Source organism: Maribacter dokdonensis DSW-8 (assembly GCF_001447995.1).
Lineage (GTDB): Bacteria > Bacteroidota > Bacteroidia > Flavobacteriales > Flavobacteriaceae > Maribacter > Maribacter dokdonensis.
In genome coordinates this window covers 563,041-588,483 of the sequence record NZ_LDPE01000002.1, presented here as the reverse complement: position 1 = coordinate 588,483, position 25,443 = coordinate 563,041, and the positions used below count along the sequence as shown (strand labels likewise).

25 protein-coding genes are annotated in these 25,443 nt (G+C 36.3%); 13 read left to right on the top strand and 12 right to left on the bottom strand.

Going from position 1 to position 25,443, the window contains the following annotated elements:
* Positions 1-24: 24 nt before the first annotated feature.
* Positions 25-999: a phytanoyl-CoA dioxygenase family protein gene (locus I600_RS12130; protein WP_058104794.1), complete on the bottom strand. Its 975-nt coding sequence runs from the start codon at positions 997-999 to the stop codon at positions 25-27.
* A 144-nt stretch (positions 1,000-1,143) separates the two neighbouring features.
* On the opposite strand from I600_RS12130, the gene I600_RS12125 reads away from it, so the two are divergent.
* Both I600_RS12125 and I600_RS12120 read left to right on the top strand, forming a co-directional pair.
* The gene (locus I600_RS12125) at positions 1,144-1,992 is read left to right on the top strand and encodes a helix-turn-helix domain-containing protein (RefSeq protein WP_058104793.1); all 849 of its coding nucleotides are present in this window, start codon (positions 1,144-1,146) and stop codon (positions 1,990-1,992) included.
* 82 nt (positions 1,993-2,074) lie between these two features.
* The gene (locus I600_RS12120) at positions 2,075-2,602 is read left to right on the top strand and encodes a DUF421 domain-containing protein (protein ID WP_058105129.1); all 528 of its coding nucleotides are present in this window, start codon (positions 2,075-2,077) and stop codon (positions 2,600-2,602) included.
* A gap of 54 nt (positions 2,603-2,656) precedes the next feature.
* Here I600_RS12120 and I600_RS12115 read toward each other — a convergent pair whose 3' ends face one another.
* Complete coding sequence (locus tag I600_RS12115; protein ID WP_058104792.1) at positions 2,657-3,574, bottom strand: hypothetical protein; 918 nt, start codon at positions 3,572-3,574, stop codon at positions 2,657-2,659.
* 110 nt (positions 3,575-3,684) lie between these two features.
* On the opposite strand from I600_RS12115, the gene I600_RS12110 reads away from it, so the two are divergent.
* Complete coding sequence (locus tag I600_RS12110) at positions 3,685-4,686, top strand: NAD(P)H-dependent glycerol-3-phosphate dehydrogenase (protein ID WP_058104791.1); 1,002 nt, start codon at positions 3,685-3,687, stop codon at positions 4,684-4,686.
* On the opposite strand, the gene I600_RS12105 is transcribed toward I600_RS12110, so the two are convergent.
* The 3 genes from I600_RS12105 to I600_RS12095 all read right to left on the bottom strand — a co-directional run bounded on the left by I600_RS12105 (position 4,683) and on the right by I600_RS12095 (position 8,485).
* Positions 4,683-6,350 (bottom strand): glycerol-3-phosphate dehydrogenase/oxidase, encoded by a 1,668-nt coding sequence (locus I600_RS12105; RefSeq protein WP_058104790.1) that lies wholly within the window; start codon positions 6,348-6,350, stop codon positions 4,683-4,685. The genes I600_RS12110 and I600_RS12105 overlap by 4 nt on opposite strands.
* Positions 6,351-6,489: 139 nt before the next feature.
* Positions 6,490-7,980, bottom strand: a complete 1,491-nt coding sequence (gene glpK / locus I600_RS12100) for a glycerol kinase GlpK (protein WP_058104789.1) — start codon at positions 7,978-7,980, stop codon at positions 6,490-6,492.
* Positions 7,981-8,128: 148 nt separating this feature from the next.
* Complete coding sequence (locus I600_RS12095; RefSeq protein WP_058104788.1) at positions 8,129-8,485, bottom strand: hypothetical protein; 357 nt, start codon at positions 8,483-8,485, stop codon at positions 8,129-8,131.
* 78 nt (positions 8,486-8,563) lie between these two features.
* On the opposite strand from I600_RS12095, the gene I600_RS12090 reads away from it, so the two are divergent.
* The 8 genes from I600_RS12090 (at position 8,564) to I600_RS12055 (ending at position 15,345) form a co-directional block, all read left to right on the top strand.
* On the top strand, positions 8,564-9,088 hold the full coding sequence (locus tag I600_RS12090; protein ID WP_058104787.1) for a CvpA family protein: 525 nt from the start codon (positions 8,564-8,566) through the stop codon (positions 9,086-9,088).
* 185 nt (positions 9,089-9,273) lie between these two features.
* Positions 9,274-9,753, top strand: coding sequence for a CAP domain-containing protein (locus tag I600_RS12085; protein ID WP_058104786.1), 480 nt, complete (start codon positions 9,274-9,276; stop codon positions 9,751-9,753).
* Between the two features lie 267 nt (positions 9,754-10,020).
* Positions 10,021-10,527, top strand: a complete 507-nt coding sequence (locus I600_RS12080) for a CAP domain-containing protein (RefSeq protein ID WP_058104785.1) — start codon at positions 10,021-10,023, stop codon at positions 10,525-10,527.
* Positions 10,528-10,638: 111 nt separating this feature from the next.
* Positions 10,639-11,181, top strand: a complete 543-nt coding sequence (locus tag I600_RS12075; protein ID WP_058104784.1) for a 3-hydroxyanthranilate 3,4-dioxygenase — start codon at positions 10,639-10,641, stop codon at positions 11,179-11,181.
* A complete protein-coding gene (locus I600_RS12070; protein WP_058104783.1) occupies positions 11,178-11,549 on the top strand; it encodes a DUF1304 domain-containing protein in 372 nt (123 codons plus the stop codon). The genes I600_RS12075 and I600_RS12070 overlap by 4 nt, the downstream gene beginning before the upstream one ends.
* Before the next feature lie 80 nt (positions 11,550-11,629).
* Positions 11,630-13,183, top strand: coding sequence for an L-piperidine-6-carboxylate dehydrogenase (gene amaB / locus I600_RS12065; RefSeq protein ID WP_058104782.1), 1,554 nt, complete (start codon positions 11,630-11,632; stop codon positions 13,181-13,183).
* Positions 13,184-13,762: 579 nt separating this feature from the next.
* Positions 13,763-14,671 carry an OmpA family protein gene (locus tag I600_RS12060; protein ID WP_058104781.1) on the top strand — a complete coding sequence of 303 codons (909 nt, stop codon included), beginning with the start codon at positions 13,763-13,765 and terminating at the stop codon, positions 14,669-14,671.
* Positions 14,672-14,703: 32 nt separating this feature from the next.
* Positions 14,704-15,345, top strand: coding sequence for a hypothetical protein (locus I600_RS12055; RefSeq protein ID WP_058104780.1), 642 nt, complete (start codon positions 14,704-14,706; stop codon positions 15,343-15,345).
* A 52-nt stretch (positions 15,346-15,397) separates the two neighbouring features.
* On the opposite strand, the gene I600_RS12050 is transcribed toward I600_RS12055, so the two are convergent.
* The 4 genes from I600_RS12050 to I600_RS12035 all read right to left on the bottom strand — a co-directional run bounded on the left by I600_RS12050 (position 15,398) and on the right by I600_RS12035 (position 19,466).
* Positions 15,398-16,396: an acyl-ACP desaturase gene (locus I600_RS12050; RefSeq protein ID WP_058104779.1), complete on the bottom strand. Its 999-nt coding sequence runs from the start codon at positions 16,394-16,396 to the stop codon at positions 15,398-15,400.
* Positions 16,397-16,459: 63 nt separating this feature from the next.
* Positions 16,460-17,194 carry a metallophosphoesterase family protein gene (locus tag I600_RS12045; RefSeq protein ID WP_058104778.1) on the bottom strand — a complete coding sequence of 245 codons (735 nt, stop codon included), beginning with the start codon at positions 17,192-17,194 and terminating at the stop codon, positions 16,460-16,462.
* A complete protein-coding gene (locus I600_RS12040; RefSeq protein ID WP_058104777.1) occupies positions 17,191-18,273 on the bottom strand; it encodes a hypothetical protein in 1,083 nt (360 codons plus the stop codon). The genes I600_RS12045 and I600_RS12040 overlap by 4 nt, the downstream gene beginning before the upstream one ends.
* A gap of 56 nt (positions 18,274-18,329) precedes the next feature.
* Complete coding sequence (locus I600_RS12035) at positions 18,330-19,466, bottom strand: SPFH domain-containing protein (protein WP_058104776.1); 1,137 nt, start codon at positions 19,464-19,466, stop codon at positions 18,330-18,332.
* A gap of 185 nt (positions 19,467-19,651) precedes the next feature.
* On the opposite strand from I600_RS12035, the gene I600_RS12030 reads away from it, so the two are divergent.
* Together I600_RS12030 and I600_RS12025 are read left to right on the top strand one after the other, a co-directional pair.
* The gene (locus I600_RS12030; RefSeq protein ID WP_058104775.1) at positions 19,652-20,596 is read left to right on the top strand and encodes a carbohydrate kinase family protein; all 945 of its coding nucleotides are present in this window, start codon (positions 19,652-19,654) and stop codon (positions 20,594-20,596) included.
* 1 nt (position 20,597) lies between these two features.
* The gene (locus tag I600_RS12025; protein ID WP_058104774.1) at positions 20,598-22,529 is read left to right on the top strand and encodes an amylosucrase; all 1,932 of its coding nucleotides are present in this window, start codon (positions 20,598-20,600) and stop codon (positions 22,527-22,529) included.
* Here the strand turns inward: I600_RS12025 and I600_RS12020 are convergent.
* The 3 genes from I600_RS12020 to I600_RS12010 are packed head-to-tail and all read right to left on the bottom strand — an operon-like array spanning position 22,516 to position 25,325.
* On the bottom strand, positions 22,516-23,652 hold the full coding sequence (locus tag I600_RS12020; protein ID WP_058104773.1) for an ATP-binding protein: 1,137 nt from the start codon (positions 23,650-23,652) through the stop codon (positions 22,516-22,518). The two genes, I600_RS12025 and I600_RS12020, sit on opposite strands and share 14 nt — an antisense overlap.
* A gap of 44 nt (positions 23,653-23,696) precedes the next feature.
* Complete coding sequence (locus I600_RS12015; RefSeq protein ID WP_058104772.1) at positions 23,697-24,449, bottom strand: SDR family NAD(P)-dependent oxidoreductase; 753 nt, start codon at positions 24,447-24,449, stop codon at positions 23,697-23,699.
* 12 nt (positions 24,450-24,461) lie between these two features.
* On the bottom strand, positions 24,462-25,325 hold the full coding sequence (locus tag I600_RS12010) for an aldo/keto reductase (RefSeq protein WP_082642960.1): 864 nt from the start codon (positions 25,323-25,325) through the stop codon (positions 24,462-24,464).
* Positions 25,326-25,443: the final 118 nt, after the last annotated feature.

The window sequence follows — 25,443 nt, the reverse complement described above, 5'->3', positions numbered from 1 at the left end:
GCTAATTATTACCAAATTATCTGTTTACCAGTCTTTTAATCCTAAAAGCTTCTCTCCCAATGGCGATAATTTTGCAGTTTCATATTTAGTCTGCTCCCATTTTCTTGGGTCGCCAGGAAATGCAAAGCCTTCTGGCGCTACCCTATTTTTCCAAGAGTTTATTCTCCAATTCTTAAGAGCCTGGTTTTCTGGCTCAGCGGGCATCATTGAAATATACTGCGCTATTCTAACTTTATCTTTAGATTTATTGGGTCGTATACCATGAGGTTCTGTACTATTGAAAATCAAAAGATCGCCCGCTTTCATTTTTACTTTTACAATTTTATCTTCCAATCCTTTTAAACTGGGTTTAAATCGATCTCGGTCATTGGGCTGGGCCAGTTTCCATGAATCATAATTTCTATATAGCCAGGGTATACACTGAAAACCGCCCATATTCTCATCTTCTTGATCTGCAAGGGCCAAAACACCCTGAACATTCTGGGGCTTTGTTTCTGGATCATAATCCCAATGAATAAATCCCTTTTTATCTACACCTTCCGGCAATGGAAAATTCAAATTTGCACGATCAATGGTTACCCATAGTTTTTCTGTTCCCCAAACGTCTACAAATGCATCATAGACCTTTTGTGTTTGCCTATTGTTCCACATATGTTGATGATTGTATACCTCAACCATACCTGTACCTGTTAGCTCTTTCATTTGCATTTCTGCCCTTGGAGCTGCATACCATGTAGATTTGTCATTGGGATCTTTTTCATCGAACTTCCAAAGAAAACCTGCAGTAGCCTTAGCCTGATCCAACGGAACTGCATTTTTAACTACCACATAGCCGTTCTCTTTCCAAAATTTCCAATCATCTTCACTGAGTACACGAAGCGGCTTTCCATTGGTACGATCATTTAGTTTCTGTTTACTACTAGTTGCCGTAGACGGATTTCCTGGTATATCCACATGAGCTTTGTTGCCTTGCTCTACATTATTTTTTGTCTGTTTCATCTTATAAAATTTAAGTCGTTATACCATAACAAAGCTATTGAGCCTTAGCAACTTAAACTACCGTAATATTGACCTAAATTTGAACAATATTGATTTTGATGGACTTAACACCTTGTATATTGCGCAATTTTGTTACATTTAATTATGAAAGTTGAATTAGAAACCATTGAACCCGCAACAAAAAGTCCGTTCCGTTTGTTGCACGACCCTAAACTGAGTCATCTCTTTTATTGGCACTTTCACCCTGAATATGAAATCGTTTATATTGAAGGGGCAAACGGTACAAGACATGTGGGCGATCATATTTCCGAGTATGAAGAAAACGATCTTGTTCTCATTGGATCCAATATACCACATTTGAATTTTGACTATGGTGTAAAAACCACTTATAGAGAAGAGGTTTTACACATAAAACCCTCTTTTAAAAACACCTATGTAGACCCAATACCAGAATTACAAAGCCTGAATAGATTACTGGACCTATCAAGATATGGCATTGCCTTTCATGGAAATACAAAAAAAGAAGTAGGGGAAATGCTAAAAGAACTGCACACCCTTAAACCTTTTGAATATTTTATGGCCATTATGGCTATTCTTAAAAGACTTTCCCAAAGCAACGAGTTTCAACTACTACATAAGAAACCTTATAAAAATAGATACAGCAAAAAGGAACAAAGTAGAATTCGTGACATTTATGCATTGATCGATGAGCGCTACCAAGGAAAAATCTCTGTGGACGAGGTTGCCAAATTCTGCAACCTGACCAAACCGGCTTTTTGTCGTTACTTTAAAAAAGCCACAGGTAGTACATTTATTGAGTTTTTAAATCAATATCGAATTAGCCAATCTAAAAGAATGCTTTTAACAGGCAAAAACGTAAGTGAAACCTGTTTTGAATGTGGGTTTGAAAGCTTGTCCTATTTCAATAGAACTTTTAAGAAAGTAACAGGAGAAAATCCGTCGGCATTTAAAAAAAGATTGCAGACCCATTAAATGCAGTAGTATTCTATTGTATTGAGTATACTATAGGACCATTGAGTTGCTACCATTAGGTGTAAACCCTAAAACCAACATAATGGAAATTTTTGACCCACTTTCAATAAAAACAGTAATTCAAATATGCTTTGCAGCACTGTTTGTTTACGCATACATGATGTTTATTACCCGAGTTACCGGTAAAAGAACATTTGCAAAAATGACCAGTTTTGATTTTGCAGTGACCATAGCTATGGGATCCATACTTGCAGATGCCGTAAACAAACCGGTAGACAATCTAATGCCAGCTTTAATTTCCTTAGCCTTATTGGCTGGTCTACAAGCTTTGTTCGCTAAATTATTGTCATCTTCTGATGCTGCGCAACAATTTATAACAAACACCCCTATTTTGCTTATGGAAAATGGCACCATATTAAAAAACAACCTTAAAAAGGCATTGGTAAGTGAAGCTGATTTAATGGGTAAATTAAGAGAGGCCAATGTGCTACAATTATCTCAAGTAAAGGCTGTTGTTTTTGAAACTACCGGTGATATTTCTGTACTGCATTCCAACAACCCTATAACCATTGATTCCATCATTATGGGAGATGTGAAATCTCAAGCATAAAAAAATGCCCTCTTCTATTTGAATTGGGCATTCTTAAGACAATCAACCTAAAAACTATTTTGCTTTCTTCCTTTCAACATTCATTGTTGGGTTAGAAGATTTACTTCTTTTTTTACTTTCATCGTATCCTTTACCGGACTTTAAGTACTCTATATATCCCCTGCCCCTAAACTCATAGGTTGTTCCACTATCTGGGTGATATAATTCTATAGTGCTGTCGTTTATGACATATAGTTCAAAGTAATCATCACCAAAAAAATCATAATCCAAGGTCAGCGTTTTTAAAGAGTTATCTCCTTGAACGTTATATACCTGATAATCTCCCTCAAAATCCCACTGCAGATTAGAAATACTTGTATTGGGCGTATCTAATGAAGATCTAAAGAAATTAGGTAGAAATTGCAGGTAATTTTCTTCATCAAAATCATTTAACGCGCCTGTTTCACTTGTATAAATTTTTTCCCACGCATCATACTCCTGCAAAAAGTAATTGATGTTATCGTAGAATACCATGTCATAATCAAAATTGTTGATCTGATATCCTTTTAAATAGTACGAAGTATCAGTACCGGCATCATACAGCTCAATGGTATTATTATTAACGGCATACACTTCTAAAAACCAAGACCCATCAATATCATGGTCAATATCTACAGTACCTCTAAGGGTGCCATATGATCCTACGTCTATACCATAACCACCACCGGTCTTACCTATACCCACTATATTATTGTTAGCGTAAAAGACTCCTCTATCAAAAGAAACCGTAAATGCCCTTTGTAAAAAAGGAATTTCACCATTGCCACGTGTAGCATTGATATCTACATACCAAAGGTCATAGCTCTGTAATACTTGATCGGTATTAAAGGCAGATTCCTCAATGAAATCATCTTCAATAATTACCTCTGTATAACAAGAAACCAACATGGTGGCCAAAAGAAAATATCCTGTAAGTAGTTTTATCGTTTTCATATGATTTCATTTAATTGATTATTTACCTAGAAACAATCTCCATGCCAAATTTTACATAAGACTGATACTAAGCTTATACCAAACATGCAATTTATTGGTAAATTTGCAGTATGAACAATGATGTAAAGTTTGCGGTTTTAGGCGGTGGAAGTTGGGCTACGGCGATTGTTAAAATGTTGACCAACAACCAAGATAGGGTAGGTTGGTATATGAGAAACGATGAAGCTATTGAGCATATTAAATCTCAAAAACATAATCCTAACTACCTTACTTCTGTAGAGTTTAGACCAGAGCAATTAGTATTGACTAGCGATATAAATGAGATTGTAAACTATGCAGATGTTCTAATTTTTGCTATTCCTTCTGCTTTTTTGGTGGGTGAATTAGAAAAGCTGAACAGTTCATTACAGGAAAAAATCATTTTTTCGGCCATAAAGGGTATTGTTCCAGAATCTGGGTTGATCGTTGGCGAACATTTTCATGAAGTTTTTGATATACCATTTGAAAACATTGGAGTAATTACAGGTCCTTGCCATGCCGAAGAAGTTGCTATGGAGCGACTTTCCTATTTGACCATTGCCTGTGCTGATACGGAAAAGGCTGAACTGGTTGCCAACAATTTAGCTTGTTCATACATAAAAACCAGTATCAGTAAAGATATTATTGGTACAGAATATGCCGCAATGCTAAAGAATATTTACGCCATTGCTGCGGGTATTGCCCATGGTCTGGGATATGGAGATAATTTTCAAAGTGTATTGATGAGCAATGCAATTCGTGAGATGAAGCGATACACTAAACGCATTCATAACCTAGATCGTAACATTAATAAATCTGCCTATTTAGGCGATTTATTAGTTACTGGGTACTCTATTTTTAGCCGAAACAGGATGTTCGGTAATATGATAGGTAAAGGGTACACCGTAAAAAGCGCACAGATGGAAATGAGTATGATCGCTGAAGGCTACTACGCAGCAAAAAGTGCTTTTAAGATTAAGGAGAATTTTACAAAAAAGGTAAAGACCCCTATCATAGATGCTGTTTATAAAGTTCTCTATGAAAATAAAAACCCTAAAAAGGTTTTTCTAGATTTAACAGAGAAGTTAGACTAACCTCGCTCCAAAGAGAAATCTGAATGCTCTTTTAATTCTTCTTCCAAAGTTGTTCTCCAACTTTCAACTATATCATTAGATACCCCAAATTTATTCTGGAATTCTTTTAAGATAGGTTCCATTAGGGTTCTAATGCTTTCAATATCAAAATACAATCTACCGGTTCTTCTTATGAAAAAGTCCATTGGGGTTTGTACCATTTCATAATCTATACCAAATGCTACTTCTGCTTTTGCCAACCTTACATAGGAATCAGCCTCTACAATGGTTGCATACAGTTCTAATATTTTCTCTGTCTGCTTACCGTAATTGGTTACCAAAAACCAGGCATCATGTTTTGAAAAGCCTTCATCTTTAATGTTATTGTAAACCTCGCTTATGTATTTTTTTACATGTTTGAATTTTTTGAAATCCACATTACCACACAAAAATATCTTCTCTGTATAACATTCTTTTAATTCGGTATCGTATTCTTCTTCCATTTTCTTGGCAATGCGATCTACAACTCTTTCTGCCATTTTACGATAACCGGTCAACTTACCCCCCGCAATACTGATCAAGCCTGTATCTGAAACAAAAATTTCATCCTTTCTAGATAATTCTGATGCAGATTTTCCTTCTTCATGAATTAACGGTCGTAAACCTGCCCAAGAAGAAACGATATCATCTAACTCCAGATTTATATCCGGGAACATATTGTTAACGGCAGATATTAAATAAATAGCGTCTGCAATATCTGTTCTTACGCGGTCTTTATTATCATTATAGTTGGTATCTGTTGTACCTACATAAGTAACTTTACCTCTTGGTATTGCGAACATCATTCTACCATCAGGTATATCAAAATAAACCGATTGCTTCACCGGCAATTTTTCATATGGAAAAACCAAATGTACCCCTTTGGTCAAATGAAGCTGTTTTCCTTTTTTAGAATTATTAAGACTTCTTAGCTCATCTACCCACGGTCCGGCAGCGCTAATTACATACTTAGATTTAATGGTAAACTCCTTACCCGTAGTTTCATCTGTAACTTTTACCCCAGCAACCTTTTCATTGTCATAAAGAAAGTCGTTTACCTTAGCATAGTTCAAGGCCTGTGCACCAAAAAGTAAACTAGTCTTTATGTTTTCTATAGTCAAACGGGCATCATCTGTTCTATATTCCGCATAATAACCCGCCCCGTTCAGTATCTTTTTTGGCAATAAAGGCTCTAATTTCATTGCTTCTTTTTTCTCGAGCATTTTTCGTTTATCGTCACCAGATACCTGTGCCAGTATATCATAAACCTTAAGCCCTATTGACGTTAACCATTTACCGTAAGACCCATTTTCAATTAAAGGTAACAACATCTTTTCGGGCAGAACCAAATGTGGAGCGAGTTTGTGAACAATAGCACGTTCTGAACCTACTTCTTTCACCAACCAAAAATCGAATTGTTTTAAGTAACGGAGTCCGCCATGTATTAATTTGGTGGATTTGCTACTTGTACCCGAAGCAAAGTCTCCTTTCTCGAGCAGCACTACCTTTAATCCACGCGAGGCAGCATCTAAGGCAATACCACCACCAGTGATACCACCACCAATAACTACCAAATCAAATTCCTCCGATTCTAGATTACCTATTGTTTTTTGGCGTTCTAAATTTGTGAATTTTATATTTTCCATTGGTAGTTTCTATTTAAATTAATATGCTTGTGCTCGTTCCATATTGCAGACAAAAGCCAGTACAAAAAATCAAAGATAGCGTGACCCTTATGCTATTTTATGCTCTAAAGAATTAATTAATTGTAAATTCAATGTGTATTTACTCTTCGTCTTCCCAACCTTTTGAGCGTTCTACCGCTTTTTGCCATTTCTTATATAGGCGCTTTCTTTTTACACGGTCAAAAGTTGGGGTAAATATTTTGTTCATTGGTCTACTCTCATCAATATCTGACTGTTGCCAGAACCCGACCTCTATGCCCGCTAAAAATGCCGCACCCATTGCGGTAGATTCAATAATCTCTGGTCTATGCACCTCTGAATCCAAGATATCGGCTTGAAATTGCATTAAATGGTCGTTAGCACATGCACCACCATCTACCCTTAAGTTCTTAAGTTGAATACCAGAATCATCTTCCATAGCCTTTAAAATATCCTTTGTTTGATATGCAAGTGCCTCTAGTGTTGCTTTCGCCAAATGAGCTTTACCGGTATCACGCGTTAAACCGAATACTGCTCCCCTTGCATACATATCCCAATAGGGCGCCCCAAGACCTGCAAACGCCGGCACCACATAAACCGGGTTTTCACCTTCAATGGAGTTGGCCAGTTCTTCTGTTTCCTTAGCGTCATCTATCAACTCAAGACCATCTCGCAACCATTGTATTGCGGCACCTGCAATAAAAATACTTCCTTCTAAAGCATAGTGTACCTTACCATTTAAACCGTAAGCTATAGTGGTCAGCAATCCGTTTTTAGAAAACTGTGGCTTTTCTCCCGTATTCATTAGCATAAAACAACCTGTACCGTAGGTATTTTTAGCTGAACCTTTCTTAAAACAAGCCTGACCAAAAAGCGCTGCCTGTTGGTCTCCCGCTATTCCTGCAATAGGTATTTTAACACCATCAATTTCATAATCGCCAAAATAAGCAGACGATGGTTTTACTTCTGGAAGCATAGTTTTGGGTATATCTAACGCCTTTAGCATTTTGTCATCCCATTTTAAATTTACGATATCGTAAATCATAGTTCGTGATGCGTTGGTATAGTCCGTTACGTGATTATGTTCTTTGGTCATGTTCCAAACCAACCAGGTATCAATGGTGCCCATTAACAAATCTCCTGCCTGTGCTTTCTTTTTTGCTCCCTCAACATTATCCAAAATCCACTTTACCTTGGTGCCAGAGAAATAGGAATCTATAACCAGACCAGTAGTCTTCTTTACATGCTCCGTAAGACCGGATTTTTTAAGATGTTCGCAAATATCAGCTGTACGTTTATCTTGCCAAACAATGGCATTATAAATAGGTTCTCCGGTATTTTTATCCCAAACCACAGTAGTTTCCCTTTGGTTGGTAATACCAATGCCTATAATTTCTGAAGGCTTTACTTCCTCTTTTTCAAGAAGCTCTTTTAAAACCATCATTTGAGAATCTAAAATCTCTTTTGGATCATGCTCTACCCAACCCGATTTTGGAAAAATTTGTTTGAATTCTTTTTGAACTATTCCTTGAATAATTCCATCATGGTCTACCAACAAAACTCTTGAGCTAGTGGTACCTTGATCTAATGATATTATAAATTGCCTTGACATGTGCTATAGTTATTTCTTTAAATATAGCAGATTTCATACCCAATTCAAACATCAAAAATCTAATGGACAAAGTATATTTCTATTCAAGATAATTTCTCTACCTATACATTTTAGGCAGCTTTTTTACAGAGCATTATTTGCGGTGTAATTACTTTATAAATTCTTTTTCCAGGAAGTAAGAGACAATTGCTTCTTTCATGAGCACCGTTTGCTCACCCGCTTTTAGAGAAGGTAGTTCTTCTAACACATTATAATGTGGCCAGCCATCTTCATCAAAAAAGCTAAACTCATAAAAACCGTAAGGCTCCAACAATCTGCAAATTGCTATGTGCATAAGGTCTAGTTTATCATCTTTCTTATACTTTCTGTGATATTGGCCCAATTCTTGAACACCCACCAAGTAGATGATAGCATCCAATTCTAACGGATCTCCATCAGAAAACTTTTCAGATAGTTTCTCTACTAAATAATCCCAACGTTCTTTTAACTGTATATCCCTTGCCATATCAACCTGCTATCTACTATAATCTAGACCTTGCAAAGGTACAAATCAAAGTTCTATATTTGTCAAAACACTATACGAATGGGACTTTTGGATATTTTACTTGGACTACCGCTCATTTGGGGTCTGTGGAAAGGATATAATAACGGACTATTCATGGAAATTGCTTCTATAGTAGCCTTGGTAGCCGGTATTTTTGGCGCTATTCACTTTTCATATATAACAGGCAACTATCTATCTAACCATTTAGATTGGAATGAACGTAATATGAGTATTATAGCATTTATAATTACGTTGATCCTTATCATTATAGTAGTGAACCTAGCCGGAAAATTATTGACCAAAGTCGCCAATTTTGCTATGTTAGGGTGGCTGAATAAAATAGCCGGTGGAATTTTTGGCACCTTAAAAGTCGCTATTCTATTAGGGGCCGCATTTATCTTTTTTGATCGTATGGATACCACCCTGAACCTACTTTCAGATGAAACCAAGAAAGAGTCTATACTTTACCAACCCATTAAAGATATAGGTGCGTTGATATTTGATACTGTTCTTAAGACAGAAGTAATGCCAGAAGAGTCTAGCGAAGAATCGATGACAATCTAAATTTGATCGTTCAATAATCTTACATATTGTGCACTTTGTCGAATAAGTAATATTGTTCCTCCCCTGTGTTTAATTTTTATATAATATTACGTTATCGATAACCCAAATCGAAAATAGAGAACTTAGAACATTCTCACCTTCTTACCTACTTCGCTACGCCGAGAGGCTAATTAAAAGACACTTATATGAAAATGAGATTGCTTAATGCGGTCACTGTCTTTTTATTACTTTTTCTTGGTTCTTGTACTAGCGAATCTCTTGAAGAAACGCCTGTATTGGAAGCTGAAAATGTTTTAACTATAGAGCAGGACCTACTGGATATTGTCAACACACATAGACTTAGTCTCAACACTAATACTTTGCAGTTTAGCGATGTAGCATATAAATATGCAAACCTGCATACAGATTACATGATTTCTAAAGGTAGCATTAGCCATGACAATTTTAGCTCTCGCGCTTCAAACATAGATTCTGAGATATCTGTTGAAATGGTGGCTGAGAATGTTGCCAAAGATTATGATACCGCACAGGAAGCTTTTGAAGGTTGGTATACAAGTAGTAGCCATAAAAAAACCATGGAAGGAGATTTTACCCATACCGCCATTAGTGTCAAAAAAGATGATTTCGGCAATTACTACTTTACACAACTTTTCTACAAGCAGTAATAATTTTTTTTAACTCCTAATTCGTGAATATCCAACGCTTGAACATGACTGCTTTGGGATGACATGTTCCGTTTTGCAGATTAAGTGGGAAAAATCATATTAAATGCCATTTTTTACGATGTAATTCAAAGTGTATTTTATCGATAAGCGCTGCTATATCAAATAGATGTAGCTTATCGAATATTTTACCCTATCTATAGATGTTCTTCTTTATGAGCTTGTTATCTAAACTACTTTTGACACCTATAAAACAAAATAGTTTCCCCTATGAAAACTTTATTTCCTTTTTTGGTAGTGTTGATCATTTCACTATCATCGTGTTCAAAATATGAGAATTTCGCAGGTTACGAGAGTACATCTGAAGACTCCCTAGAGCAATATACTTTGGCATCTTCAAAAAATCACAGTACACTGGAAGATGAACTTTTTGAAATGATAAATACATATAGAGCTAGTATAGGATTAAATGAAATGGAATTTGAAAGTACCACCTATTATTATGCAACGCTTCATACCGACTATATGATTTCTAAAGGAAATACTAGTCATGATAATTTTACGCAACGTGCAGAGAATATTTCAAAGAGAACCGGTGCAGTTTTTGTAGCAGAAAATGTTGCAAGAAATTATGACACTATTGAAGAAGCTTTTGAGGCATGGTTAGAAAGTCCGGGGCATAGAGTAAATATTGAAGGTGAATACAACTACTCAGCCATAAGCATTAACCAAAATAGCAATGGCGACCTATACTTTACACAGTTGTTCTTTAGATAAAATATCGTAAAATATAATTTTAAGAAGCCTTTGTTGTACAAAGGCTTTTTTTATGCTTAACTTTTCAGTGAGAAACGATCGTTTAATTAACTTTCAATTAATTTCACTGAAATGAGTATACAAGCACCATTTAATCTCAACAAATGGATAGAAGATAACAGAGCATTACTAAAACCTCCTGTTGGAAATAAAAACTTATATAAAGATGCTGGCGACTATATTGTCATGATCGTAGCCGGACCAAATGCACGTAAAGATTACCATTACAACGAAACCGAAGAGCTGTTTTATCAATTAGAAGGAAATATAGAAGTTCACATTCAAGAAGACGGTAAAAAAAGGACCATGAAATTAGGTCCGGGAGATATGTATTTACATCCTGCTAAAGTGCCACATTCTCCTGTTCGCAAAGAGGGATCTATTGGCTTGGTCATTGAAAGAAAACGAGCTAGCATGAATGTTGATGATGGTTTGCTTTGGTTTTGTGACAATTGTAATCATAAACTCTATGAAGCCTATTTCACCCTTCATGACATAGAAAAAGATTTTTTAGCACACTTTAAACATTTTTACAGTTCAAAAGAATTGAGAACATGTGATAATTGCGGCACGGTAATGTCTGTTGACGAACGTTTTATTGCCAAGGAAGAATGATAGTATTAGCTAAAATAATTACAGTACTTGTAGCATTTATTCATGTTTACATCTTATGGATAGAAATGTTCGCATGGACCACTACCGGTAGAAAGGTGTTTAAAAATTTCCCGAAAGATTTATTTATACCCACTAAACAAATGGCGGCAAACCAAGGACTTTACAATGGTTTTTTGGCAGCAGGGTTAATTTGGTCCTTACTGATTTCTGATGGTAACTGGTCATGTAACGTAGCCCTTTTCTTTTTAGGCTGTGTTACTGTCGCCGGTATGTACGGTGCCGTTTCGGTAAGCAAAAAGATATTTATTGTACAGAGTGTACCTGCCTTGGCAGGTATTATTCTATGGTTGATGGTCAAATTTGCCTAGTTGTAATTAGTTCTTCCTAAAGACAAAATTCTTTGTATTTTTGTAATATATCTAACATTAATTGCGTAAAAAGTTATAAAATGTCAAAAATAGCAGCAGATTTTGGAATACATGATGCCCTTAAGGCACTTGGAATTAAAGAGGTAAATGACGGTACATCAACCGGATCAGATCATTTCTCCTCAGGAGATATTATCTCATCTTACTCACCTGTAGACGGATCTTTAATTGCAAAGGTAAAAACGACCACAAAAGAAGATTATGAAAAAGTAATGTCTTCTGCTACCACTGCTTTTAAGCAATGGAGAACAAAACCCGCACCTCAACGTGGCGAAATTGTAAGACAATTTGGTGACAAACTTAGAGAGCTAAAAGAGCCCCTTGGAAAACTGGTTTCCTATGAAATGGGAAAAAGCTACCAAGAAGGTTTAGGAGAAGTGCAAGAAATGATAGATATCTGCGATTTTGCCGTTGGTCTTTCTCGACAATTGCACGGATTGACCATGCATTCTGAAAGACCTGGGCATAGAATGTACGAGCAATACCATTCACTTGGTGTAGTGGGTATTATTTCCGCCTTTAACTTTCCGGTTGCCGTATGGGCATGGAATACAGCGTTGGCATGGATCTGTGGTGATGTTTGTGTTTGGAAGCCATCAGAAAAAACCCCTTTATGTGGTGTAGCCTGCCAAAACATTGCTGCTGAAGTTTTTAAGGCAAATAACCTACCCGAAGGAATTTCCTGCCTAATAAACGGCGATTATAAGATTGGTGAACTTATGACCCAAGATAATAGAATACCGTTGGTATCCGCTACGGGTTCAATTAGAATGGGTAAGATAGTTGCCCAAGCAGTTGCCGCCCGTCTTGGAAAATCTCTATTGGAGTTGGGCGGAAACAATGCTATTATTGTTACACCGGATGCCGATTTAAAAATGACCGTTATCGGTGCCGTTTTTGGTGCCGTAGGAACGGCTGGGCAACGTTGTACTTCAACCAGAAGATTGATTATTCATGAATCTATGTATGACAAAGTGAAAGATGCCGTTGTTGCCGCTTACCAGCAATTAAGAATAGGTAATCCATTAGATGAGAATAACCACGTAGGACCATTGATTGATACTGATGCTGTTTCACATTATAAAAATGCTTTGAAAAAGGTAGTTGAAGAAGGTGGTAAATTAATTGTTGAGGGTGGTGTTTTAGATGGTGAAGGCTATGAAAGTGGTTGTTATGTTAAACCTGCCATTGCAGAGGCAAGTAATGATTTTGAAATTGTTCAGCACGAAACTTTCGCACCTGTTCTCTATCTTTTAAAATATTCCGGTGACGTTGAAAATGCCATCGCCATTCAAAATGGAGTTGTTCAAGGGCTGTCATCTGCAATTATGACCAATAATTTAAGAGAGGCAGAACGTTTTCTTTCTGCTTGGGGCAGTGATTGCGGTATAGCTAATGTAAACATTGGTACCTCTGGCGCAGAAATCGGCGGTGCCTTTGGTGGAGAAAAAGAAACTGGCGGTGGTCGTGAAAGTGGTTCAGATGCATGGAAAGTGTATATGAGAAGACAGACCAATACCATTAATTTTACTACCGAACTGCCATTGGCTCAGGGAATAAAATTCGACCTATAATCAAATCATATTTTCTTTTGCATGTTTATTAACTAAGCAGCTTTTCTATTTGGTGGTTCATGAGACCAACTTCCATGTAATAAAGTTTGAGTGCCCAGTACGATAAACATGCAAAGAAAATTAAAACACTTTTTTACTTTTTTCTTCATTTTCAATACAAATACAGCTGTTTCAAGCTAACAAATTGTATCCTTTAATGGTGTGAAATCTGTACAAATTCATGTAAAAATTGTATAGATGGAAACCTACTTTATAAACTATTGAACATAAAAAAATCCTGTCGACATATTGAAGACAGGATTTTTTAACCAACTAACTCAAAACTTTAAATTGTATAATCAATGCCCAAACTTTGTGGGGAGATGCATACCATTTAAATACTTACGCAAAATTGCAATTAATAGTTGTTGCATGATTAACTTTTTTTACAATCTCACCAACTGATCGTATACTTGGTACTATACGCTACATAACTGTTATTACTATAATGATTGACTGTAAGGCAATTAGGCTCAAATGATTTAACATTTTTAAGATTTTTTTAATAAATTGTGGGCTAAACACTAAACAGTATTAATAATGACAAAAACAATAACGTATTTATTAGGTATGTTGATTACCATTCTAATAGGTACTTATTTCTTTATCACTTGTTGTAGCGAATGTAATGCAACAAGTACGCATGAAGAACCCGCTAAAGAAAAAGTAATCGTAAAAGAACCCTCGGCAACATCTTACCCTTTTGCCATTGATGCAAACGGATTTGCCTATAATACCAATGACAACTACAATTTTAATGTCTCTTCCAATGCTATTTTAATGCCTTTAAGCGCCAACCTTACAAAAGGCATTAATGGTCTTAAGAGCTATTTAGAAGCAAATGATGGCAACGTAGTCAATGTCACCGGTTATTACACAAGTGAAGAAGAGAACAACTCAGCGTTTCCTAATTTAGGTTTAGCAAGAGCCAATGCCATAAAAAATGATTTAGCATCTAAAGGTATTTCTACTGCACAAATAAATACTTTGGGCAAACTAATGGATGACATGGTACCTAAAGAAAATACCTATTGGGGTGCGGCTTCTTTTGATATTGAAGAGCGATCTGTTAATGAAAAGGATGACCTTAATGCCCTTTATGAGAAAATTAAGGCCGACCCGTTAATACTTTACTTTAATACTGCAGAAGCTTCTATTTACCTAGATGCCGAGCAGCGCCAAAAGGTTGCAGATATTTCTAGATATATAGATAAAGTTGAAGATGCAACAGTAAGTGTTGTAGGCCATACCGATGCTACTGGACAAGCAAGTACTAACATGAGGCTAGGGCAAGACAGGGCAGAATTCGCCAAAAACTATCTAATGCAAAACGGTATAGCTGAAAGTAAAATCATTGCTACATCCAAAGGGCAGACCCAACCTATTGCAACAAATACTACCGAAGAAGGCAGAGAAAAAAATAGAAGAACAGTTATTACATTAAATTAAAACATACACTAATCCTATAAATAAGTAAAATCATGAATTTTGAAAATATGAGTATTTGGTGCTGGATAATTCCATTGTTAGTAGGTCTTATCTGCGGTATTTTAGGTTATCTACTCGGTAAAGGTTCTACCAAAGTAATTGACAACTCTGCTGAAATAAACAGTCTTAAAGCCAATAATACAAAGTTAAACGCCCAATTGGCAGAATTGAACAACTTAAAGGCTAGCAACACTAAATTAAAAGCCGATTTAGATGCCTGTAACCAAAAGGTAATTGCCGCTAGCAAAGCCGTACCGCCAACGACAAGCACAAATCTTGGTGCTTCTGCTACAGCAGCATCATTTGCCGCCGGTGCCGCTACAAGTAGCGCCTTAGCTTTTGATGGCGCCGCTGCAAAAGCTGCTTTTGGCAAAACCGTTAAACAAGACGATTTAAAACTTGTAGAAGGTATTGGTCCAAAAATTGAAGGTATGTTCAAAGACCATGGTATTAAAACCTGGAAAGCACTTTCTGAAGCCAGTCTTGAAGATTGTCAGAAAATATTGGATACAGGTGGAACACGGTATAAGATACACGACCCGGCATCTTGGCCAATGCAAGCTAAAATGTGTTATGAAGGTAAATGGACAGAACTTGTTAAATGGCAAGATGAGCATAAACACGGTAAACTATAAATCACCGTTTAGCAAAAAAAATCCCGATAATGAATTATCGGGATTTTTTATTTTATAATGCTCCATTAGCTTCTACCCACTTAAAGTGATATTGATCTTCTGGAAATTTCATTCTTTCCGCAATTCGCTCTAACCTTGCCGGTAATTTAATTAAATAATCACGAGCCTTTTCTGCTTCCTCATTTAAAGAACGTACAGAATCTAACTGCCAATAAGCATTTAATTTGCTTAATATATCTACATAATCCTGTGCTGTATATACACCTAAACGTTGTGCGCAATTTGAAAAATTCTCAAATGCCGATCCAATTGTACCACCGGACTCCCTTAAAAAATGAGCAGGCATTACAATCTTCTTCTTCATCATATCTGCGAAGGCAATCATCATACCAGATGGATCTTCGCCAAAAATAGTCTTAACGAATTCTCTATATGCCAAGTGGTGTCTCATTTCATCACCTGCAATAATTGTACACATTTTACCTAACAGGGTATTTCCTTTCTTCTTAGCCATTTGCCCAACACGCTTGTGTGAAATATTGGTAGCCAATTCTTGAAAAGAGGTATATACAAAGTTCTTATAAGGGTCACGATCCGTACCAATATCAAAACCGTCTGAAATTAAATGTTGGGTGGTCAACTCTATTTCTCTCATATTTACCCTACCGGATAAATATAGATACTTGTTCAACACATCGCCATGTCTATTCTCTTCTGCTGTCCAAGCTCTTACCCATTTTGCCCAACCATTGGTCTTATGATCACCATGTTGGTCTATACCTACTACATCCATCAACCAAGATTCATAGGTTGGCAAAGCTTCTTCAGTTATCGTATCCGCTACCATGGTTACCCAAAAATCATAACCAAGTTCTTTAGACTCTTCTCTAATATCTTTTACTTCTTGTAAAAATGTATCTTTTTCAGAATTTGGTAAAAAATCCGTAGGCTGCCATATATCCTCTGGTTTAATAAGGAAAGAATCCATAAATCCTTCTACCTGAGGCTCTAAAGCCTGCATCACTTCTAATCTTATATTTTTAGTAGACATAGTTTATTTTTTATCAAAGATCGTCATTTAAACAATCCATTTTTAGTAAAGTTAACTGTTTTCTTAGTTTCTACCCTTTTCATTAGGGTAAAACGTATGTACGGGATCGCTTTGCCAGTATTCTTTTGAATCTGCATTGAAAATGGTCAAAGGTCCTTTGAAAGCTGCACCTGTGTCAATATTCCAAACATTGGCCGCTTTTTGCGGTGTAGTTTTACCAATTCTTGTTACTGGTGTATGACCAATATAGATCTCAGAATAATTCTTTAGTCGTTTTGGGTAATGTATATGATCTTCTTCTAAATTTTTGTTCAGAGAAAGAGCTAGCTCCCATAAGGTACGGTCCCAGTAAAACGTTTTTGTAAAATATTCATGCTCAATTCCTTTTAAGTTAGTAAATCCTGCATGTAAAAACAACCTATTTTCGGTATCTAAGTGATAATTCTCTAGACTTTCATAAAAATTGAGATGAATCTCTTTATCCTTGCTAGAAATATTGGCGTAAGAATTGGAAGTAGCTTCACCACCATGCATAAACCAAGTTGGGTTATCCGCTTTACCTGTCAACCATTCATAGCAAAGTTCATCATGATTGCCCCTTAGGTATATGCAATTGTATTTTTTCTTTAATTCTAGAAGGTAATCAATAGTTTCTACCGCTTCACTCCATCCATCTATATAATCCCCTAAAAATATTATAGTATCGTGTTCTGTTACAGCTGCTTTACTAAGCACTTGTTTTAACGCTTGTAAGCCCGAATGAATGTCACCTACAACCAGTGTTCTATTTATATTCATTTAGCAAAAATCGCAATTATGGTGATTATGACAAGTATAAAAAGTACTAAAAAGAAGATTTTCCAGAATGAATATGGCCTATTTCCGCTAAGCACCCCGGTTTGTCCATTTATATAAAAGTTATATTCCTTTCCCTCATATCTGTAGGAGCTTATATAAACAGGAAGCAGAATATGTTTAAATTTCTCGTTAGATAATTTAATGTCGGCATTTGCCACTCGTTGGGTATCGCCACCAATGTCTCTTCTGATCCAGTTATAGGCTATATTTTTGGCTTCTTGAAAAGACTTATGATGACCTTCTTTTAATGAAACGGTATATTTCTCTGTTACAAACCCCGATAAATATTTGGAGTTGAATACCACTAAATCCTTTAGGTTCCAAAAAGCAACCTTTGACGGTATTTCTTTTCTCTTTTTTTCCGATGCACTGATCAAGATGTCATCAACAAACCCATCTACTTTACCAGAAGCATACGTCCATCTTGTTTTACGAACCCTTCTAGTTCTTTTGCCCTTATCACTATTATAGGTCTGATTTTCGTAATAATAATCTCCTCTTTGCCCTTGATAAGACGCAAAAAGACTGGCATCAAAAGTCCAGTAAGGAATATAAAGACCATGCAAACCTTCTGGATCTAATGCTGCTTTTTTCAAATTATCCGGTGCAAACCAAATTTTGCCTACCCAAGATTTAAAAATAGATTGTGCCTTCTTTGCATCCAATTCAAACGGCACCAAGGCACCGGGCAAGATCCAACCTTCTTTTTCAACGTCTTCCCGTATTAAAGGTTCACTACAGTACACACAATTTAATGATTTATAGTTTTCCTCTACATGCTGGTTTGCCCCACAATTTTTACAATGCAATAACTCAATGGTGTCCGTATATGCATTTTCACCAACAATTTTTAAGTAGTGCTCTAGTTCTAGTTCTTCAAAACTGCTCTTAGATTGTTCAATAAATTCTTCATAACCACAATATTCGCAGGTAAGTTGATGGGAACCTGGCTTAAATTTAAGTTCTGCCCCACAATTGGCGCACGCTTTTTTATATTCCGATTGTTGAATATCGTCCATAGAGAGTATACCTTATCTAAAAAAAGAAAGATTGTCCAGTAATTTTTTTACATTTTTTAGACCGTTGGTAAAGGTGGTGGTGTATTACCACCCAAGAAAGATTTTAACTCCTCAATTTCTTTAAGTGCCGCCCAATTTTCCATTCCTTGTTTCCAAATTAAGGAGTCTCTATTAATGGTTCTACTTGCAAAGAGCTCCTTTAATTTCTCAAAAGAAACAGGGCCCAGCTGCTGACCGTTTACGGCATAGAAATAACTAACCTGTGCTGGTATTGGTGGTGGCGCCTGTGGTTGTTGTACTGCTTGACCACCAATTGGCTGTGTTGCCGGTTGCCCCATTAGACCACCCATTTGCTGAGCCAGCACAAAACCCATGCCCATGCCCATGCCAGCACCTGCAGTACCGCCTTCGTTCTTTGCTGCCAGCTCCATAGCCTTGGCCGCTTTGAACTGTGCCAGTTTACCCATGTCCAATTTATCTAAACGGCTGTACTCAAAAATTTCCTTTTTAAGTTCTTCTGGCATAGACACATTCTCAATGTAGAATCGCTCTAATTCTATACCTACCCTATTGAACTCAGGTTGCATAACCTCTTGGCAAGTTTCAGAGAGTTCACTGGTATTGGCCGCATATAACTCTATAGGTAAATTGGCTTCACCAACAGTATCTGTAAATCGGGTTACAATTAAACTTTTTAAATGTTCGTTTACTTCATAATTGGTAAAATTACCATCGGTACCCACTACATCTACTACAAACTTACCTGGATCACTTATTCTAAAACTATAAGTGCCAAAAGCACGTATTTCTACCAGACCAAACCGGTCATCACTAAGCATGAACGGATTTTTAGTTCCCCATTTCTCATCTGTAAACAAACGGGTATTTACGAAATATACCTCTGCCTTGAACGGACTATCAAATCCGTATTTCCATCCTTTTAACGTTGTAAGAATAGGTAGGTTTTGGGTGTTTAGTGTGTACGTACCAGGTTTAAAAACATCTGCCAACTGCCCTTCATTTATAAAAACTGCGGTTTGCCCTTCCCTTACGATCAGTTTTGCGTTATTCTTAATTTCGTTTTGATAACGCTCAAATCTATGTACAATGGTATCATTGCTAGTATCTAACCATTCTACTATGTCAATAAATTCATGACTTAGTTTTTTCTTAATTTCATCAAATATGCTCATAGTCGGTTTGTGTTTTAAAAATGTGCAATTCAAGATATGCAATTAGGCAACAGACCCAAAATACCTTGGGTAATAAATCATAAAAATAAACCGCACACAACTATAATTTAATATTTATTTAAGATTATTTAGGCTGAAGCGACCATTTCTATTTAACTTAGACCTCCTAATTTTCTTTTTGTACTATGAAAAAGGTTTTTTGTATTGGTGAATTGCTGATTGATTTTGTTGCCGAGAACCAAGGCAAAGATTTATCAAAAGCAAAAGAATTTTCCAAAAAAGCAGGTGGTGCACCTGCCAATGTAGCTTGTGCCATTAGTAAGCTTGGTGGTGATAGCTTCTTCGTTGGTGCAGTTGGCAATGATCCATTTGGGTCTTTTCTATTGCGTATTCTTGAAAATGAAAAAGTAGATATTTCGTTAGCACAGAAAAGCGATACCTTCACTACTCTAGCTTTTGTTTCTATTGCCGAAGATGGTGAAAGAGATTTTGTGTTTAGCCGTGGTGCAGATAAAGAGCTTACCTATGATTCTTCACTAAAATCAAATTTTGATAATAATATAATACACTTTGGTGCTGCAACAGCTTTATTGGGAGGTCCGTTAGAGGAAACTTATAGCAGATATCTTTTTGATGGTCTTACCAAAAATGCCATTATAAGTTTTGACCCTAATTATAGAGTTGACCTTTGGAAAAATAAAGAGGACGTATTTATTAGAAAATGCCATCCTTTTATTGAAAAATCTCATTTATGCAAATTTAGCCTTGAAGAAGCCCAACTTCTTTCAGGTAAAGAGGACCTTGAAGATGCTTGCCAAATTTTTCATGAAATGGGAACAAAAATTATAGTTGTTACCCTTGGTGGAGAAGGTACATTATTAAGTACCGAAAAATTCAAGAAGACCATACCTAGTATAAAAGTCTCCCCAAAAGACACTACAGGCGCAGGTGACGCTTTCATTGGCTGCTTTCTTCAACAAATTGCGCAATACTCAAATTTTGAAGACTTACTTACAAACGAAAACCTATTGACCAACATGGTTGCCAGAGCTAATAAAGCCGGCGCCATCACTACAGAAAACTTTGGCGCAATAGAATCCCTACCTACTTTACAACAATTAGATTCTTAATATGAACCAGGCGGAATTATTAAGATTGTTGGCCTCTAGGGACCAAAAGAAGAGAAGTACCCAATCTTTGTTTGATCAGAGGTTAGCTACAAACATTTCTCTTATTAAAACCCAATTTTTCTCTTTATACCAAGAGAAAGAACACAAAGTATTTTTCAATACGCTGTTAAACACCTTAGAATCACTCTTTAAAAACCGACCAAGAGAACTGCAAAATCAAGACATTGACCGTTTAAATTCTGGTAATTGGTACCAAAGCGAACAAATGGTGGGTATGCAAATGTATGTTGATAGGTTTAACAAAGACATTAACGGACTTAAAGATAAACTGCCTTATTTTGATGATCTAGGAATTAATTTTCTACATCTAATGCCTATTACCACCCGGCCAGATGGTGAAAATGACGGCGGTTATGCCGTAAACAGCTATCATGATATTGATAGTAAGTATGGTACCAAGGCAGATTTTTTGGATTTCACCAAAAAGGCACGTAAAAACAATATGTTCTTAATGCTTGATTTTGTTGTTAACCATACTTCAGATGAATTTGAGTGGGCACAAAAAGCAAAAGAAGGTGATCTACATTATCAAAACTATTACTATACCTACCCTGACCGTCATATCCCTGACGAGTTTGAAAAAACCATGCCCGAAATTTTTCCGCAATCTGCACCTGGTAATTTTACCTATTGCCCTGAAATGGAAAAATGGGTAATGACCTGTTTCAATAGTTACCAATGGGATTTAAATTATAGAAACCCAGAAGTGTTCATTGAAATGCTCAGTAATTTAGTTGGACTTGCAAATTTGGGGGTAGATGTTATCCGTTTTGATGCTCTTGCCTTTCTATGGAAAAAACTAGGTACACTGTCACAAAATTTACCGGAAGCCCATACCCTAATTTCCCTTTTTAGAATGTGCTTACAAGTTGTGGCACCTGGTGTTATTCTTTTAGCGGAAGCTATTGTAGCTCCTAGAAATATTATAAAGTATTTTGGGGAAGGCATATTAACCGGTAATGAATGTGAAGTTGCTTACAACGCCTCTTTAATGGCGTTGCTTTGGAATTCAATAGCCACCAAAAAAGCCTCTTTATTGGTAAAAAGCGTTTCTGATATTCCTACAAAACCAGAGGATGCCACTTGGATCAATTACATACGCTGTCATGATGATATTGGTCTTGGCTATGATGATGATTTTGTAAGGGCTATGGGTTATGACCCTACGGCACACAAACAGTTTATTCTTAACTATTATTGTGGAAAGTTAGATTGGTCGCCAGCAAAAGGGCTCATGTTCATGTACAACCCTAAAAATGGAGATGGTAGAATAACCGGAAGTGCCGCATCCTTATTAGGTTTAGAAACCGCACTTGAGCAAAAGAATGATAAAATTATTGACTATGCCATCGCTAAAATTTTAATGATGCACGGCATAATTTTAACCTACGGTGGAATACCCATGATTTATGCTGGTGATGAAATCGCCACTTTAAATGATTATAGCTATGAGCAAAACCAAGAGCATATAAATGACAATAGGTGGGTTAACAGACCTATACAAAATTGGGATGTAGTTTCTAAAATTGAAAAAGATATAAAAAGTGCCCCCTCTATAGTTTATAACGGATTAAAAGATATGATCCGCATACGAAAAGAGCATAGCGTATTTGCCGACACTAACGACCTTAAAGTACATGGTTGCCCTAATGAACATATATTCGTTTTTGAACGTACCAATAAAAACGAAACTATTTGGGTACTGAGTAATTTTAACGAGGTCACCGAGATGATAAACGTAGGCTGGCTACTTTCTATAGGTATTCACACGGGCAAAAAATCTACTGATTTGCTTTCCGGAAAAACATTAGAATTAATACGTAACGAATTACCTTTAAAACCCTACGAGCAACTGTGGATTAAGAATATTTAACTTTTCGTAAAACACGAAGTGCTTCTTTGAGCGAAGCATTTATATTAGGATACTTAGGTTTTAAAATCTGTCTTGCTTTTTCCATGCGCTCCTTTGCTTCTTCAAATCCGTTTAAAAAACATATCAAATAAGAATCTGCCAAATATTTTAATTGCTTTATTTCTGCAATGGTCAGTTCTACATTTTTCTTTGCCTTAATCACCAAGGCATTGTTACTTTCATAGATTTTCTTCAATTCCTCTTTATCATGTACAGGTGGATCAAACAACAAATCGCTTTTAATTTGATAGGTGCCATTTTCACTAAAATTAATGACAACCTTTTCTAACGGGTAATATTTTTGCTTTGCGCCCAAGCCCAATTGCACAAACTCTATTGTGGAAAAAGAATCATTGTCATAGGTTATAGTTACCTCATCTAAATTTGAATAGAAGAGTTTTACTTGCTCGTTGATCAATTCTATATCAACACGATAATAATAGGTAACACCATTGACCACCTTCTTATTACCCGCCCAACAGACTACAAACTGTTCTTTAAAAACTTTATAATCACTTTCAAGATCCTTGTGACGGTGATTAATAAAATCAATTACACCGTCTAACGTAAGTTCAATATTATTCTTGGCGTGTTGCTCAATGGTGGCGACCGCTTCAGAATTAATATCTTTCAATTCAATATCAAACACTTTTGGCAAGCTTATACTGCCTTCCCTAAAGAAAACAGAACCTCCATAATACTTCCAAATGTTTTTTCTGAGCGAGCAGATTTTTCCAATAGATTTTATGGTAACCAAGCCCACAACTTTACCTTCGGGCAAATGTGGAAAAGGAATATTTTCATAAGAGATCAACGGTGGATTATCCAAATAAGCGTTCACTAAATTCTGAATCTTGCTGTCATCAAAAAAATCTACACCTACAATACTATTATCCTCATCTTCAACTCCAATAACAATAAATGAATTATTGGATGGGTTGCTATTGGCCAAAGCACAAACGTGCTTTAAGAATTTACCTTTCCCCTCCTTTTCCCCAATGGCAATGAACCGCTTTTTATCGTAAAAACTGTTCTCATCATTATGTGCGAGCAAGTTTTTTACCAAAAGCCGTTTATTGATCATTTTGAGCTATTTTTCTTAAATGTAAACTTCTAAATATTAATGACCTACGTTTTATCTACAATTGTTGAAGAAGCTTGGGCGGTGGGCATAACTACCAAATCTGCAATATTTACATGATATGGCCTGGTAACTACAAAGTAAATAATATCGGCAATATCCTCTGGTTTTAAAGGTTGAAAACCCTTGTAAACACTATCTGCCCTTTCTTCATCTCCCTTGAACCTTACATTACTGAACTCGGTTTCTACCAAACCAGGGTTAACGGCACCAACACGTACACCTGTACCGTTTAAATCTATCCGCATACCTTGGTTAATGGCATCAACGGCATGCTTACTGGCGCAATACACATTTCCTTTTGGGTACACTTCTTTACCTGCAGTTGAACCAATATTGATGATATGCCCAGATTTACGCGCTATCATTTGCGGTATCAATGCCTTTGAAACATATAGCAAACCCTTTACATTAATATCAAGCATGGCATCCCAATCATCTATACTACCATCTTGTATGGTATCTAAACCATGGGCATTACCGGCATTGTTAATTAGAATATCTATTTGAGAAAATTCACTAGGTAAAGATGCTATGGCCGCATGAACAGCTTCCTTACTTCTAATATCAAAATTCAACGAATGAATTTGTACTTCTTTCCCCAATTCTTTTTCAAGGGCATCTAAACGGTCTTGTCTTCTACCGCACAACACCAAGTTTATTCCTTTTAAGGCAAAATGAATTGCCGTTGATTTTCCTATGCCGCTTGTAGCGCCTGTAATAAATGCTGTTTTTGTCATTTTCTTTTTTAATTATGCAACTTCGTGCCCCTCATTAGCCTCAAGTAAAATAAACCAATCTTGTAACTCCATGTCAATTTCAACGGCATCCATGGCTAGTTTCAACCGTTGTAATGTTGCGGTACCAACCACAGGATGTATAGTACTTGGGTGTTTTAAAATCCATGCCAAGAGCAACTGGTCTTCTGTAGCGCCATACTTTTTGGTCAGGTCTGCCAATACCGTTTTTATCCTAAGATTTGCCTTGGAATCTTCCCTAAAATAACTTCCCAATGGGCTCCAGCTCATGGCTAGTCTGTCAAAAGTTACGCAGTCATCCAATGTTCCATCATTCATTACCCCATTGGACGAAAGTGAAAATTCTACTTGATTGGCTTCTACCTGAATCTCTTTCTCTATCAATTGTATTTGGGAAGGTGAGAAATTGGACACTCCAAATTGTTTGATCTTTCCTTCAATTTTTAGTTTATCTATTGCTTCGGCAATTTCTGAAGGATCCATTAAAGGGCTTGGCCTATGTAACAAGAGTAAATCCAAATAATCTGTCTGTAGCATTTTTAATGACCTTTCTACAGATGAAATAATGTAGCTGGCATTATAATCATAGTGCTTAACCCTATTACTTCTTTCTTTTACGTTGAATTGAATTCCGCATTTACTTATAAGCTGAACATCTTCTCTCTTGATACTACTCTTACTAAAAGCCTTACCAAAATCTTCCTCATTTGTATAATCTCCATAAATATCGGCATGATCAAACGTAGTAATCTTATTTTCAACACAATGGTTCATTAAAGCTATCATTTCAGCAGTAGAAAGTTGTTTTCCCCATTTGCCCCAGGTCATAGTTCCTGCAATTATTCTTGAATATTTCAATATATTGTATTTTGTTTAATGAAATTAAAAAGAAATACCTTAAAACGTTCATAAAAATAAGGGCTTTTCCAATTTTTTAACCTATCATTAACAGCGACTGACTGAATTAATTTTCAAT

What these genes read in the sequence shown, in the direction of transcription:
- I600_RS12060 (WP_058104781.1), top strand. Translation starts at nt 13,763, where the DNA reads ATGACAAAAACAATAACGTATTTATTAGGTATGTTGATTACCATTCTA.
- I600_RS12090 (WP_058104787.1), top strand. Translation starts at nt 8,564, where the DNA reads ATGGGACTTTTGGATATTTTACTTGGACTACCGCTCATTTGGGGTCTG.
- I600_RS12095 (WP_058104788.1), bottom strand. Translation starts at nt 8,485, where the DNA reads ATGGCAAGGGATATACAGTTAAAAGAACGTTGGGATTATTTAGTAGAG.
- amaB (WP_058104782.1), top strand. Translation starts at nt 11,630, where the DNA reads ATGTCAAAAATAGCAGCAGATTTTGGAATACATGATGCCCTTAAGGCA.
- glpK (WP_058104789.1), bottom strand. Translation starts at nt 7,980, where the DNA reads ATGTCAAGGCAATTTATAATATCATTAGATCAAGGTACCACTAGCTCA.
- I600_RS12075 (WP_058104784.1), top strand. Translation starts at nt 10,639, where the DNA reads ATGAGTATACAAGCACCATTTAATCTCAACAAATGGATAGAAGATAAC.
- I600_RS12025 (WP_058104774.1), top strand. Translation starts at nt 20,598, where the DNA reads ATGAACCAGGCGGAATTATTAAGATTGTTGGCCTCTAGGGACCAAAAG.
- I600_RS12115 (WP_058104792.1), bottom strand. Translation starts at nt 3,574, where the DNA reads ATGAAAACGATAAAACTACTTACAGGATATTTTCTTTTGGCCACCATG.
- I600_RS12125 (WP_058104793.1), top strand. Translation starts at nt 1,144, where the DNA reads ATGAAAGTTGAATTAGAAACCATTGAACCCGCAACAAAAAGTCCGTTC.
- I600_RS12040 (WP_058104777.1), bottom strand. Translation starts at nt 18,273, where the DNA reads ATGGACGATATTCAACAATCGGAATATAAAAAAGCGTGCGCCAATTGT.
- I600_RS12080 (WP_058104785.1), top strand. Translation starts at nt 10,021, where the DNA reads ATGAAAACTTTATTTCCTTTTTTGGTAGTGTTGATCATTTCACTATCA.
- I600_RS12070 (WP_058104783.1), top strand. Translation starts at nt 11,178, where the DNA reads ATGATAGTATTAGCTAAAATAATTACAGTACTTGTAGCATTTATTCAT.
- I600_RS12055 (WP_058104780.1), top strand. Translation starts at nt 14,704, where the DNA reads ATGAATTTTGAAAATATGAGTATTTGGTGCTGGATAATTCCATTGTTA.
- I600_RS12120 (WP_058105129.1), top strand. Translation starts at nt 2,075, where the DNA reads ATGGAAATTTTTGACCCACTTTCAATAAAAACAGTAATTCAAATATGC.
- I600_RS12110 (WP_058104791.1), top strand. Translation starts at nt 3,685, where the DNA reads ATGAACAATGATGTAAAGTTTGCGGTTTTAGGCGGTGGAAGTTGGGCT.
- I600_RS12085 (WP_058104786.1), top strand. Translation starts at nt 9,274, where the DNA reads ATGAAAATGAGATTGCTTAATGCGGTCACTGTCTTTTTATTACTTTTT.
- I600_RS12105 (WP_058104790.1), bottom strand. Translation starts at nt 6,350, where the DNA reads ATGGAAAATATAAAATTCACAAATTTAGAACGCCAAAAAACAATAGGT.
- I600_RS12130 (WP_058104794.1), bottom strand. Translation starts at nt 999, where the DNA reads ATGAAACAGACAAAAAATAATGTAGAGCAAGGCAACAAAGCTCATGTG.
- I600_RS12050 (WP_058104779.1), bottom strand. Translation starts at nt 16,396, where the DNA reads ATGTCTACTAAAAATATAAGATTAGAAGTGATGCAGGCTTTAGAGCCT.
- I600_RS12020 (WP_058104773.1), bottom strand. Translation starts at nt 23,652, where the DNA reads ATGATCAATAAACGGCTTTTGGTAAAAAACTTGCTCGCACATAATGAT.
- I600_RS12035 (WP_058104776.1), bottom strand. Translation starts at nt 19,466, where the DNA reads ATGAGCATATTTGATGAAATTAAGAAAAAACTAAGTCATGAATTTATT.
- I600_RS12030 (WP_058104775.1), top strand. Translation starts at nt 19,652, where the DNA reads ATGAAAAAGGTTTTTTGTATTGGTGAATTGCTGATTGATTTTGTTGCC.
- I600_RS12015 (WP_058104772.1), bottom strand. Translation starts at nt 24,449, where the DNA reads ATGACAAAAACAGCATTTATTACAGGCGCTACAAGCGGCATAGGAAAA.
- I600_RS12045 (WP_058104778.1), bottom strand. Translation starts at nt 17,194, where the DNA reads ATGAATATAAATAGAACACTGGTTGTAGGTGACATTCATTCGGGCTTA.